This is a genomic window from Melittangium boletus DSM 14713 (assembly GCF_002305855.1).
Lineage (GTDB): Bacteria > Myxococcota > Myxococcia > Myxococcales > Myxococcaceae > Cystobacter > Cystobacter boletus.
In genome coordinates, this window is sequence record NZ_CP022163.1 from 2,650,985 (window position 1) to 2,663,404 (window position 12,420).

11 protein-coding genes and 1 riboswitch are annotated in these 12,420 nt (G+C 68.9%); of the genes, 7 read left to right on the top strand and 4 right to left on the bottom strand.

Features of this window, described 5'->3' with window-relative positions; genetic code table 11:
- The 4 genes from MEBOL_RS10990 to MEBOL_RS11005 form a co-directional block, all read right to left on the bottom strand.
- Positions 1 to 1,752 carry a chloride channel protein gene (locus tag MEBOL_RS10990; RefSeq protein ID WP_245919644.1) on the bottom strand — a complete coding sequence of 584 codons (1,752 nt, stop codon included), beginning with the start codon at positions 1,750 to 1,752 and terminating at the stop codon, positions 1 to 3.
- A gap of 83 nt (positions 1,753 to 1,835) precedes the next feature.
- Complete coding sequence (locus MEBOL_RS10995) at positions 1,836 to 3,161, bottom strand: hypothetical protein (protein WP_245919646.1); 1,326 nt, start codon at positions 3,159 to 3,161, stop codon at positions 1,836 to 1,838.
- A 178-nt stretch (positions 3,162 to 3,339) separates the two neighbouring features.
- Complete coding sequence (locus MEBOL_RS11000) at positions 3,340 to 5,367, bottom strand: HEAT repeat domain-containing protein (RefSeq protein ID WP_095977379.1); 2,028 nt, start codon at positions 5,365 to 5,367, stop codon at positions 3,340 to 3,342.
- Positions 5,368 to 5,388: 21 nt separating this feature from the next.
- A complete protein-coding gene (locus tag MEBOL_RS11005) occupies positions 5,389 to 5,808 on the bottom strand; it encodes a response regulator (protein WP_095977380.1) in 420 nt (139 codons plus the stop codon).
- Positions 5,809 to 6,067: 259 nt separating this feature from the next.
- Between MEBOL_RS11005 and MEBOL_RS41045 the strand changes: the two genes are divergently transcribed.
- The 7 genes from MEBOL_RS41045 to MEBOL_RS11040 all read left to right on the top strand — a co-directional run bounded on the left by MEBOL_RS41045 (position 6,068) and on the right by MEBOL_RS11040 (position 12,418).
- The gene (locus tag MEBOL_RS41045; RefSeq protein WP_157774881.1) at positions 6,068 to 6,253 is read left to right on the top strand and encodes a hypothetical protein; all 186 of its coding nucleotides are present in this window, start codon (positions 6,068 to 6,070) and stop codon (positions 6,251 to 6,253) included.
- Positions 6,254 to 6,362: 109 nt separating this feature from the next.
- Complete coding sequence (locus MEBOL_RS11015) at positions 6,363 to 7,826, top strand: sensor histidine kinase (protein WP_095977382.1); 1,464 nt, start codon at positions 6,363 to 6,365, stop codon at positions 7,824 to 7,826.
- Positions 7,823 to 9,232: a sigma-54-dependent transcriptional regulator gene (locus MEBOL_RS11020; RefSeq protein ID WP_095977383.1), complete on the top strand. Its 1,410-nt coding sequence runs from the start codon at positions 7,823 to 7,825 to the stop codon at positions 9,230 to 9,232. The genes MEBOL_RS11015 and MEBOL_RS11020 overlap by 4 nt, the downstream gene beginning before the upstream one ends.
- A 66-nt stretch (positions 9,233 to 9,298) precedes the next feature.
- Positions 9,299 to 9,360, top strand: a riboswitch (guanidine-III (ykkC-III) riboswitch).
- A gap of 15 nt (positions 9,361 to 9,375) precedes the next feature.
- Positions 9,376 to 9,534 carry an SMR family transporter gene (locus MEBOL_RS11025; protein WP_095977384.1) on the top strand — a complete coding sequence of 53 codons (159 nt, stop codon included), beginning with the start codon at positions 9,376 to 9,378 and terminating at the stop codon, positions 9,532 to 9,534.
- A gap of 134 nt (positions 9,535 to 9,668) precedes the next feature.
- Complete coding sequence (locus MEBOL_RS11030; RefSeq protein WP_095977385.1) at positions 9,669 to 11,198, top strand: DUF2380 domain-containing protein; 1,530 nt, start codon at positions 9,669 to 9,671, stop codon at positions 11,196 to 11,198.
- On the top strand, positions 11,195 to 11,665 hold the full coding sequence (locus MEBOL_RS11035) for an NUDIX hydrolase (RefSeq protein ID WP_095977386.1): 471 nt from the start codon (positions 11,195 to 11,197) through the stop codon (positions 11,663 to 11,665). Before MEBOL_RS11030 ends, MEBOL_RS11035 begins: the two co-directional genes overlap by 4 nt.
- A gap of 354 nt (positions 11,666 to 12,019) precedes the next feature.
- Entirely contained in the window at positions 12,020 to 12,418 is a 399-nt protein-coding gene (locus MEBOL_RS11040; RefSeq protein WP_095977387.1) for a hypothetical protein, read from the top strand.
- Positions 12,419 to 12,420: the final 2 nt, after the last annotated feature.

Genomic DNA, 12,420 nt, shown 5'->3' on the forward strand with positions numbered 1-12,420 from the left:
TCAGAATCGGCCATGGCGCAGCAGCTCCCTCTTGGAGATGGTTCCCAGCAACACCCCGTGCGTGTCCGCCACCGGCAGGCGCTCCATGGCCGTCTCTCCGAAGAGGTGGGCCACCTCGGAGAGCGACATGTCCGAGCGGACGATGGGAATGGATGAGTCCATCACGTCCGCGGCCAGCGTCATGTCCAGGAACTCGTGATCCGGAATGTGTCCCTTGAGCGCGTCCAGCACGATGACACCCCGGAGCCGGCGCTCCTCGTCCGTGACATAGAGGTCGAAGCCGGCGGGCACCTCCAAGAGCCGCACCACCACCTCGCGAAAGGACGTGCGGGGATGGACCGTGGGCGGATCCGGCGTGAGCAGCGCCACCACGTCGGCCGAGCGCATCCAGTTGGGGCCGTGGGCCTCCGGCACCTTCACGTTCCGCCGCAGCAGACTGGACGTATAGAGGGACTCGGGACACAGCCCCCGGCTCACGGCCGCGGACAGGACGGACATGAGCATCAACGGCAACACGATGTCGTAGTTGCCCGTCAGCTCGAAGATGATGAGCACCGACGAGACCGAGGCGTGCGTGGTGCCCGCGAGGATGGCGCCCATGCCCAGCAGCGCATAGGCCCCTGGAGGCGCGACGCCCGGCCACACCCACTGGGCGAGCGAGCCCAGCGCCCCGCCGAGCAGCGCCCCATAGAAGAGCGAGGGCGTGAAGAGTCCCCCGGGAATCCCCGCCCCCGCGCACAGGGCGGTGGCCACCATCTTGAGTAGCGGCAGGATGAGCAGCAGCAGCAGGGGCAGGTGGCCCAGGAGGGCCGCGTTCACCGAGTCGTACCCATTGCCCAGCAGCTGGGGAAACCAGATGGCCGCCACGCCCACCGCCAGCATGGACGCCACCGGCAGCAGCGCGGCGCGCACCGGGGGCCCGCCCTCTAGCGTCACCGCGAAGGCATTCACCGTGCGCACGTAGAGCGCCGAGGCCACGCCGAGCACCGGCCCGAAGAGGATGGCCAGGAGCATCTCGCGCGGGTTGAGCAGGTGGTAGTTCGGGATGAGGTAGCTCGGGTGGTCGGCGATGAGGATGCGCGACACCAGCGTGGCCACCACGCACGAGAGCACGATGGGGCCGAACAACTCGAGCGCCAGGCTGCCGAGCAGCACCTCCAGGCCGAAGAGCGCGCCACCGATGGGGACGTTGTACGCCGCGGCGATTCCCGCCGAGGCCCCACACGCCACCAACAGGCGCACCCGGTCCGCTGGCAGGCGCAGCTGGGTGCCCAGCGCGGACGCCGTGGCGGCCCCGGATTGCAGGAGCGCGCCCTCGCGTCCCAGCGGCGCCCCCAGGCCCACCGCGAGGATGGACACCACGCCCCGGAACAACGTCCGGGGCAACTGCATCCGGCCGGACTTCACCCAGATGGACTCGATGATGCCGGCGGTGCCATGGCCTCGCAGGGGCTGGCGGATGAGCAGCGACAGCCCCGACACGAGCACCCCGGCCAGCACCGTCACCAGGACGCGATGCGAGGCGGAGGTCGCCTGGACCGACGCCAGGAAGGAATCTCCCGCCTCCGACCAGGCCACCCGCTGCACCCAGCGCAGGAAGGAGACGAGCAGGACGGCGCTCAGCCCGCTCGCCAGGCCCGTGAAGACCACGAGCATCCAGAAGCGTTGGGCATCACCCAACAGCCGCCGCAGGAGCCGCGAGGGAGGGACGAGTGAGCGGAGCAGGGGCGAGCGGTCCACGATATCGACCATAACCCTCGTCCCCCCTCGTGGCGCTCCACGAACTCGCCGCCCTCATGACCCTCCCGCCAGCGGAAGGAGGGCTCGGGCGCCCACTAGTGGAGGGTCGGCATCGGCGAGAGCGAGAGCGAGAACGGGTAGCGGGTGTTCTCCCGCGTATCCGGGTCATACGCGCCCGTGGGGAGCACGGTCACGATGAGGGTGCGCTTGCCATCCGCCGCCATCCGCACCTCCTTCGGACCCGTGGAGAGATCCAGGGTCTCTCCATCGGAGTCCGGCGTCAGTCCGGGCACGGCCTGGACGACGAAGCGCCGCCCCGCGTCGGCCGGGGCGCTCAGCGAGACCCGAAGCGCCTCCGAGTTCCCCGCCGCCGCCGAGAGTTCGATGTAGTTCGAGCCCAGCATCATCGGCGCGGTCTCGCTGGGAATGACGATGTCCCCGGGCTTCGCCTCCACCTGGGCCGCCAGCGCGATCTTCGCGGCCTGAAGGTTCTCCAGCCCGTTCTTGAAGTAGCGGAAGTGGCGGTCATCGGTGTGGTCCCCGGTGTACCAGCGCCAGCGGGAAAACTCGGGCACGGTCTCGACGTAGGTCGTGCCCGCCTTCTCCGTCAGCATGGCATCGAGCGCATCGGCGAAGTCGGGCTCGTTGAGCGTCGGGTCCTCCTCCGCGCCGGGAGGGTTGCGCGACTTGAGCCACATGTCCGAGATGAACCGGGGCTCGCCTCCGTAGAAGCGATCCTTCAGGTAGATGAGGTACAGCGACGCGCCGTACATGTACCAGCTGTCGTAGTCGTCGTTGTAGTCGAGCGCCCAGTCCGGATGGGCCTGGAAGTCATCGAGATACGTCTTGATGTAGCGGTCCGCGAACACCTGATCCGTGAAGACGGCGGACATCTCGAAGGTGATGGGCGCCTCGTACCAGTCATCCGCGGCCTGGGAGGCGTGCGCCATCTCGTGCACGACGGTCTCCTCCAGCTCCGCGCCGCCGTAGGGACCCCAGGGGTCCACCACCATGAAGCCGCGCCGGTCATCCCACGGCGTGGAGGGCTCGCTCGAGACCACGTTGACCAGACAGCTGCGATGCCCCTTCCACACGAACACGTCGAAGGCCTCATCGGGGCCACAGTCTCCCCCATCGGTGAGGGGCTCGCGCATGCCGAGCCGCTTGACGTGGAAGTCCCACCCCTTCTCGGTGGCGGCGAGGACCTGCTCGGCCGTCTCTCGCTCCACCTCCTTATAGAAGTGCACCAGCACCGGATGGGTCTTGGAGCGAATCGAGAAGGGGAACATCTCCTGGAGGTCGGGCCGTCCGCAGATGGCCGTGCCCTCGGGCAGGGGATGCGTGTAGTTCAGGTCCTCCACGGGGGGAGTCGGTTGCGGCTCCGGCTCGGTGGAACCGCATCCCGAGGCCAGGACGAACATCAATCCCCACCCCAGCCCCCGGGACCGGAGCGACGAGGCGAGAGAGCATGAAACGGGGGGCGAAGCGGAAAAAAGAGACATGGGTTCTCCATCCGCTCCCGTGGAACGGAATGGGAGCGCGGAGAACCTAGCGCCCGGGTCGGACAAGACAGAAGAAACCCGTGAAGCCCGAGGGCCGCTACCGGCCCGGTCCCCGCTGTAGCAGGTTCATGCGCTGCCGGGCCCCCCGGTTCTGGGGATCGAACCGCAGGGCCTCGTCCAGCCGCTCCCGGGCCCGGGACATGTCGCCCTGGCGCGCATACGCATCGGCCAGGAGGACCAGCACGCTGGTGTTGTAGGGCTGCAGGTCCAGGGAGCGCTCCAACTGCCGTGTTCCCGTGGCCAGGTCGCCCCGGCGCAGCGCGAGCTGGCCGAGCACGATGTGTGGCACGGGCAGCCCCTCGGAAGCGGAATCGCTCGCCAGGGACTCCAACACCCGTGTCCCCCGCGCATCCCCCGCTCCGGCGAGGGCGATGGCCGCGGCCTGCCGCACCCAGAGCGATGAATCATCGAGGAGCGGCGCGAGCACGTCCGCCACCTCGCGCACGCCCGTGGAGGCCAGCGCCGAGACGAGATCCGAGCGCAGGCCGGAGTCCCGGGCCGTCACGAGCGCCGCCTTCAACGCGGGCACCGCGTCCCGGCGGAAGCGCTGGGCCAACAAGCGCGCCGCCGCGCCGCGCAGGGAGGGCGCCTCCTTCGTGTCCGCCACCACCTGCTCCAGCGCCGGCCGGCTGTCCGCGGCGGTCTTCACGGCCAGCGCGTCCGCCAGCCGCGTCCGCCGGGCCTGCCGCGTCTTCGCCCGGGGCCACCACTTCGCCAGCGCGGCGTCCATGGCCTCGGGCGAGGCCTGGGCATGCGTGTGACAGGCGTTGCACGCGTTGGGGATGCCGTGCTTCACCGTGTTGCGCGGCACCGGCACGTCGATGGCGTGGTCCGCGAAGGAATCCAACACTCCCGTGACGGTGGGCGGCATGTGGCAGGCCACGCAGTCGGGCGCCCCGGCCGAGGCATGGTGGGTGTGCCGCGAGCCCTCGGCGGTCTCCTTCGCGTGACAGCCCTGGCAGCTCGCCGAACCCGCCGTGCCCCGCAGCTCATTGGCTCCGTGTTGGGCGTGGGGCGCGCTGTGGCAGGTGAGGCACGTGGCGCCTCCCTGGAGGAAGCAGCGGGACTGGATGAGCGCCTGGTACTCGAAGCTGGACGTCTTCGGACGCCCGTCATCGAAGAAGTCCCCCGAGCGCTCCTCGTCCAGCAGCACCACCATGGGCTGGTAGCTGTCCTCGTAGCGGTCTCCGGGCTTGAAGTGGTGCGGCGCGTCCAGCAACGGAAAGAGCGTGCGGTGCGGCCCATGGCACTGGCCGCACACGGCCAGGCCCTTGGCGGGAGCGAGCTTCGCGGGCTGGACGATGTCGCGCGCCAGCTGCGTCTCCACATGGCGCGAGCCCGGGCCGTGACAGCTCTCGCACGCCACGCCCGCGTCCGCGAAGCCCGTGCTCCACTGGTGGCGCTGGCGGTCGTAGTGCGTGTCGAGCCCCGTCACATGGCAGTCCAGGCACGCGTGCTGGGCGTTGCGCTGCCAGTTGGTCCAGAAGAAGGGGTGCTCCGGCGTCAGTGCCCCCTGCTTGGACTCGGAGTAGTCCACCCATTCCCCATGGCCGGTGACATGGAAGTAGATGGGCAGCACCTGCCATCGGCCATCCGGCAGATGGGTGATCGGATCCTGCATCCGCTTGCCCCCCACCACCCAGTCCACCGGGTAGTCGGCGAGCGCGCCCGTGGGGCCTCGCGTCCGCATGAAGGAGTGCGTGTCCCGCCTTGTCATCCACGCCTCGCTGGACGTGCCCTGGTAGTGGGTATTGGTGAAGTCCCCCACCACCCATTCCGGCCGGGCCTCCGAGAGCGCCCGCGCGTGCCAGTCCTGGCTCCACGCGGCATGCTCATCGACATGGCACTCGGCGCACTGGAGTGAGCCCACGTACCCCGAGGCGGGCGAGGACAGCACCGGCATCGCTGGCGAGGGAGGTGGCGCTGGCTCGGTGGCACGCTCCCGAGGCGCAGGAGATGAAGCGGCGGGCGGCGGCGCGGAAGGCGGCGGAGCGGCGTGCAGGAACGCGGCCCCCACGGCGACGAGGAGGACGACCCCAAGGACGAAGGCGGGAGCGCGGGACATATTGTGTGGGGAGTGGGGACTTCACATGACGCCAGAGGCGGTCTGGCGCACGGTCTCCTTCAATACGTCCAGGTCCACGGGCTTGTCCAGGAAGGCTCGGACCCCCAGCCGGCGCGCCTCGGCGCGCGTCTCCTCGTCCGCGAAGGACGACAAGAGGATGACGGGACAAGACAGGCCGGCCAATTGGGCCTGGGCGAGCACGTCCAGCCCCGTGCGCCCCGGCATCCGGACATCCGAGAGGATGAGATCCGGCGGCTGCAAGGGTCCCCCACACACCTGGGTCAAGGAGACGTAGTCCGCCAGCTCGTAGCCATCCTCCAGCGCCACCACCGCGTAACCCGCGCGCGCCAGCGTCAACGTCAACATCGAGCGCATCTGCTCATCATCCTCCGCCAGCAGGATGCGCAGCGGACGGGGCTCGGAGGGAAGAAAGGACATCATGGTGCACGCTCCGGACGAAGAATCTCCGCAGGTGCTCGAGCATGGCGCGTGCCAGCGCTCCACCCCGCTCCCCGCGGGACCGGGAGCGGAGGACTTCGGGGCACCCTGCCCCTCTCGGGGCATTCCGCCCCCGCTCCACCGGGCCCGAACGCCCCACGCGCCCCGCGCCATCGAGGAGAACCCTCCTTGGCACGCGCGATGCTTCGAGGAAGGAACGCGGAAGCCGCACCTCGCGGCTCTCCCTCAGGAGGCAGTGTCCATGAAGCGTTCGTCCCTGCTGCTCGGTGTGGCCGTGTCCCTGCTGTCCGTTGGCGCCTTCGCGGCCCCCAAGGAGACCCCGGCCGCCGCGAAGCCGACGACCACCACCCCGGCGAAGAAGCCCGGCAAGAAGGCCACCAAGCCCACGGAGACCCAGAAGCCGAAGATGAACCGCTCCGGCAACTGAGTACCTGTCACCCCGCGCCCTGGCCCGGAGCCGTCCGTTCCTGAACCTGGCCGGGGTGCGCACCGTTGTGGGGGCCCGGGCGCTCGTGGCAGACCCCGGAGCCTCCCCCATGAAGCTCGCCCGGAAGATCGTCCTCGCCCTCGTCCTGCTCGCCTTCGCGGTCATCGCGGGGCTGGAGACCATCGAGGTGCGGCGCGAGCTCGCCCGCTCCACGCAGGACATGCAGCATGACCACCGGCTGCTCGGCCACACGCTGGGCGGCTCCTTCGTCCGCGCCTGGGAGATGGAAGGCGAGGAAGAAGCCCTGACGCTCCTCGCGGACGCCAACCGCTTCCAGGAGCAGATCCGCCTGGGCTGGCTGTGGTTGGACTCGCGCCAGGGCACGGCCCTGCCGGCGAATGTGCTCCGCGCCCTGCGCGACGACCATGACGCGTCCTTCGTGGACGAGACCTCGGTCCCGGGCGTGCGGCGCTCCTTCACCCCGGTGACGATCGACGATCGGCGCGGCGCCATCGAGATCACCGAGCCCCTCACCGAGCAACGCCAGCACGTGCGCCAGACGATTTTGGGAACCGCCGTGGCCACGGGCGCCATCACCTTCGCCTTCTTCCTCGTCGCCATGGCCATGGGGCGCCGGCTCGTGGGCCGCCCGGTGGAACAACTCGTGGGCATGGCGCACCGCCTGGGCCAGGGCGAGCTGGACGCCCGGGTGCACCTGCACCAGAACGACGAGCTGGCCACACTCGCGGGCGCGATGAACCAGATGGCGGGGGACTTGTCCGCCGCGCGCGCGCAGGTGGACGCGGAGACGGCGGCGCGCCTGGCCACGCTCGAGCACCTGCGGCACTCGGACCGGCTGGCCACCGTGGGCAAGCTGGCCTCGGGCGTGGCGCACGAGCTGGGCACTCCGCTCAACGTGGTGCTCGGCCGGGCGCGGATGATCGTCTCCGGCGAGGCCGAGGGCGACGAGGTGCCCGAGTACGCCCGCATCATCTCCCAGCAGGTGCAGCACATGACGGGCATCATCCGCCACCTGCTGGACTTCGCCCGCCGGCGCACGCCCCAGCGCACGCCGGAGGAACTGTCCCAACTGGTGGAGCGTACGCTCTCGCTCCTGCAACCCCTGGCGGCCCGGCGGAACATCGTCCTCGCCCAGGAGTCCACGGGCCCCCTGCACCTGGAGGTGGACGCGGGACAGTTGCAACAGGCGCTCACCAACCTGGTGGTCAACGGCATGCACGCGATGAAGCAGCCGGGGACGCTGCGGGTGCGCCTGGGCCGCGCCCACGCCCTGCCCCCGGCGGAGCTGGGAGGCCCGGAGGCGGAGTGGGTGCGGCTGGACGTCGTGGACGAGGGCGAGGGCATCGCCCCGGAAGTGCTGCCCCGCGTCTTCGAGCCCTTCTTCACCACCAAGGACGTGGGCGAGGGCACGGGGCTGGGGCTGTCCGTGTCCTATGGGCTCATCCGAGACCATGGCGGGTGGATCTCCGTGAGCAGCGAGCCCGGACGCGGTAGTTGTTTCTCCATCTTCCTGCCCCCCGAAGCGGGCCAGTCACAGGAGGCCGACACATGAGCACCCCGAAGGGCCGCATCCTGGTCGTCGAGGACGAGCGCGAGATGCGCGCGCTGTTGGAGAAGGGCCTCACGCGGCGGGGCTTCCAGCCCACGGTGCTCGGGAGCGCGGCCGAGGCCTTCGCGCGGCTGGAGTCCGAGGACTTCGACACCGTGCTCACGGATTTGAGGATGCCGGGCATGGACGGGCTGGCGCTGTGCGAGCGCGTGGTGCTCAACCGGCCGGACATCCCCGTGGTGGTGGTGACGGCGTTCGGCAGCCTGGAGACGGCCGTGGCGGCCATCCGCGCGGGCGCGTACGACTTCGTGACGAAGCCGGTGGACCTGGACGCGCTGGCGCTGCTGCTGGAGCGGGCGGTGCGACACCGGGCCCTGCGCGAGGAGGTGCGGCGCCTGCGCCGGGCGCTCAGCGACGCGTCCTCGGACGGAGGCGTGGTGGGCGAGAGCCTCGCGCTGCGCCGGGTGTACGAGCTGATCGACCGGGTGGCGGACTCGGACGCGTCCGTGCTGGTGACGGGCGAGAGCGGCACGGGCAAGGAGGTGGCGGCGCGCGCGCTGCATGCCCGGAGCCGGAGACAAGCGGGGCCCTTCGTGGCCATCAACTGCGCGGCCATGCCCGAGGCGCTGCTGGAGAGCGAGCTGTTCGGCCACGCGAAGGGCGCCTTCACGGACGCCAAGGCGGCGCGCACGGGCCTGTTCGTCCAGGCGAGCGGGGGCACGCTCTTCCTCGACGAGGTGGGCGAGCTGCCCCTCACCCTCCAGCCCAAGCTGTTGCGAGCACTGCAGGAGCGCACGGTGCGCCCGGTGGGGGGGGACGCCGAGGTGCCCTTCGACGCGCGCATCGTGGCGGCGACGAACCGGGACCTGGAGCTGGCGGTGGAGGAAGACCGCTTCCGCGAGGATCTGTACTACCGGCTCAACGTCATTGGCCTGGAGTTGCCGCCGCTGCGCGCCCGGGGCAATGACGTGCTGTTGCTCGCGCAGCGCTTCCTGGAGCACTTCGCCGCGCGCAGTGGCAAGCGGGTGCGGGGCTTGAGCCCCGCGGTGGCGCAGCGGCTGTTGGCCTATGGCTGGCCCGGCAACGTGCGCGAGTTGCAGAACTGCATCGAGCGCGCCGTGGCGCTCACCACGTATGAGCAACTGACGGTGGAGGACCTGCCCGAGCGCATCCGGGACTACCGGGCCTCGAATCCGAACGCCCAGGGCAATGACGTGTCGGAGCTGGTGTCACTGGAGGAGATGGAGCGGCGCTACATCCAGCGCGTCATCGAGACGGTGGGAGGCAGCCGCACGCTCGCCTCGCGCATCCTGGGAGTGGATCGCAAGACGCTCTACCGGAAGCTCGGCCGGCGCCACCCCGTGGCCGCCGCCCTCGCCGCCGAGGACAAGGACGACGCCAAGGAGTAGGCGCGCGCCTGGAAGCATGGACGGGGGCGCGGAGCGTGGTTATTGTCGCGCTGTTCGGTGCGCTCGGGAGAACGCATTGGACCCGGACGAGAGGTGCGCCGTACCCGGTTACGACAAGACGACGCCTACGAAGGAGTCATGTCATGTCGTGGGTTCTCCTGGTCGTCGCCGGGTTGCTGGAAGTCTGCTGGGCCATCGGCCTCAAGTACACCGATGGTTTCTCCAAGCTCCTCCCCAGTCTTCTCACCATCACCGCACTCGGCGCACAACCTGTCTTCCGGGAAGTCTTCGGTCCAATATGAGGGGATGGACCAGGGCGCACCCAAGACTCGACGAGAGTGCTCGAGACGGCCGAGTCGATGGGAGGCGCTGGTTCCGGAAGGCGTAGGCGCGTTTCGGCCAGGGGCCTTCGCCACCGTGGGCCTGGGAGTGGACAATGCGCGCTGACTTGCCTCGGGCCCGATGGTCGGGCCTGCTGCTCGCCATGGCCCTGCTGTCCACCGGCTGCGTGTCGCTGACGCCACCATCCGGCCGGGGAATGAGCCTGCGTTACACGCCGCGCGAGCCTGTCCCTCCCGTGTCGGCGGCGGGACCGGGCGTGGAGTCTCCGCATGCCCTCCCCGCCCCGCCTGGGCCCGAGACACCGCAGCGGATGCACCAGCGCCGGGCCTCCCGGGAGGAGGTGACGACGGTAGCCCCGGACAGCGCGCGAAGGGGCGCGTGGCAGAGGGCCCTCGCGGCCCAGCTGGCATTTCGCAGTGCCGTTCTCGACGTGTCGGGCTCCACCCGCCGCATCTCCGACGAGCTCTCCAGACTCAGGACCAGTGGGCGGGGCATTGCCGACGGAAACGGCGTCTTCCTCCGCTACGCTGACTACGGCGCCACGCAACTGCGGTGGATTGACGCCCAGCTCGCCGCCGCCACCCGACTGGCCAACGCCGCCTCGGAGGTGGAGGACTCGGACATGCAGCTCGCCCTGCTGCGCCTCACCGGCCCACGGCTGGAAGCCGCCATGATGGGCGCGCTCCTACTCGCTGTCTGGCTCGATCTCATCCACCTCGCCGATGCCGTGCTCACCCAGCACCTCTACAGCGAGGAGAGGATGTTCGCGGACATGTGGCGCTGGCAGGAGATGCTCGAGCCCGCCATGACAGCGCTCTCCTCACTGGAGGCCGGGCAGGTGGAGGCCGCGGCGCAAGACGTCCCCGTGCTTGTAGGCCACCTCACGGGCGAACTCGCCGCGACCCTCGAAACCATGCGCAAGGGGGCGGAGAACGTCGCGAAGGTGCTGGTGCTCAAGGAGGCCATCGAGGCGCTCTCTCTGCTCTCGGCGTTGAGGTTCTCACTGCCCTCGGTGCCTCCATCCGCTCCCGCCCTGCTCGGCATTGGCCTCTCGGTGGGCGGCGACGGCCCGATGATGGGCACGCGGATGGTCGTGTCCGCCGAGTGGGTGGAGATGATGCGTCAGTTGGTGCGGGCGGGCGTCCTCTCCCCGCCCGTCGTCAGCGCCGCAATCCGGATTCAGGCAGGCCAGGTGATGCTGGCTCAGGCGCACGGCGAGCTGCCGCGGGGCGTGCGAGAGGCCCTGGGCGATGGACCCGAGGTGGGAGCCATGCGCGAGACGGGCAAGGCGGGGGCTGGCATGGCCGAGCCGCCGCGGCACCACGTCCTGCCCAAGGAGTTCCGCGAGTGGTTCGAGAAGCGCGGCTTCACCGGCGAGATGGACATCGACCAGTTCTGCGTCAAGTTGGAGCAGGCGCACCACGAGGCCATCCACGGTGGTGGCGACTGGAAGCTGGGCCGCGCATGGCCCGGCGAATGGAACCAGATAATCATGGAGGTGTTGGGAAGAGCCGAGTCCAGAGCGGGCCGGATGTTGACGCGGAACGAGATCCTGAAGATCGTCGCGGGGCGCATGGAGGCGTACTACATCCCGATGAATTTCATCCCGTGGAGAGGGCCATGAGCGACAGACATCCTTTTCAGGGCAACTGGGTGGCACGCCTGTATGAGCGTGTCCGCGAGCGCGGTTACGACTCACTCACGGCCTTCGCCGAGGCGCGCCCCACCGCCTCGCTGGTGGCTCTGGCCAAGGAGCTTGGTCCGGACGACGTCGCAGGAGTGCAGGTGTTCAAAGGACTGGTGGCCGAAGCAGAGCGGAACAATCAGGTCACACGCATTGTGCGCGGACAACTCGTGCGAGAACTGTGGGCGTGTCTCCCAAACGGCTGGCCGGCCGTGCTCGACGACGCGAACCGTTTCGACGTCGCCCATGCACTCGGCGCGTGGGTTGCCTTCACCCCGGAGACCCATAAGGAGCGCGCCGACAAGGCCGGCGATGCACTCCTCGCTACACCACCGCCGCCCGGATGGCTCCCCCTCGGGCCAAACGACGAGTTGCTGCGCACGCTCCTGCCCGATGAAACAGTCTAGCCCCAAGTCTTGGTCGAGCCGGATCTCTGTGCTGGCAACGCCTACTCGGGGTGTAGAGCGACAGCAAGATTGACCCCTTTCCGAGGCCTCCACACCAGGGAGGTCACCTCGAGGGGAGAAACTGTAACCAGGAGTTCAAGGACTGCGAGGAGGCGCACGAAGAGGCAGCGCGCCAAAGAGACAAGAAAATTGAGTTCCCTCGCATGAATGAAGCACTGGGATGGCTCAGGGCACACAAAACAGAGGTAGCCATCGGAACCATTGTCACTGTCGCTGGTGTAGCCTTTGTCGTGACGACAGGCGGCTCTGGAGCGCTGCTTCTGGTTCCCCTCGCGCTCTAGCCAAGGCATATCAATGAAATACAACCACAACTTCGATATCGACTCCGTCTTCGAAGCCCTGCGCACCATCAACGAGCAATACGCAGAAGGCTCACCCGAGGACGAAGCACTTCGCATCGCCTCAGTGGCACTATTCTACGTTCGTGAAAAGCAGAAGCTCGACGATTACCGCGAATTCTTCCGATCGTTCTACACTCCCGCCATTGATTACATCGTCGTTGCCCAGACGTTCGCGACCCGAGAAGAGGCGGACCAGTGGCTCGAAGGAGGAATGGCGAAGGACGGAGATCTCGTCAGGATCTCGGGTCAGGGCTTCCAGGTCATGCCGGTTCGAAAAGGAACGGGCTTTCGGTTCGTCAGGATGCCTCTTCCTGAAGAACTGATGAAAAACCATCCGCCAGGGACGGAGTAGGT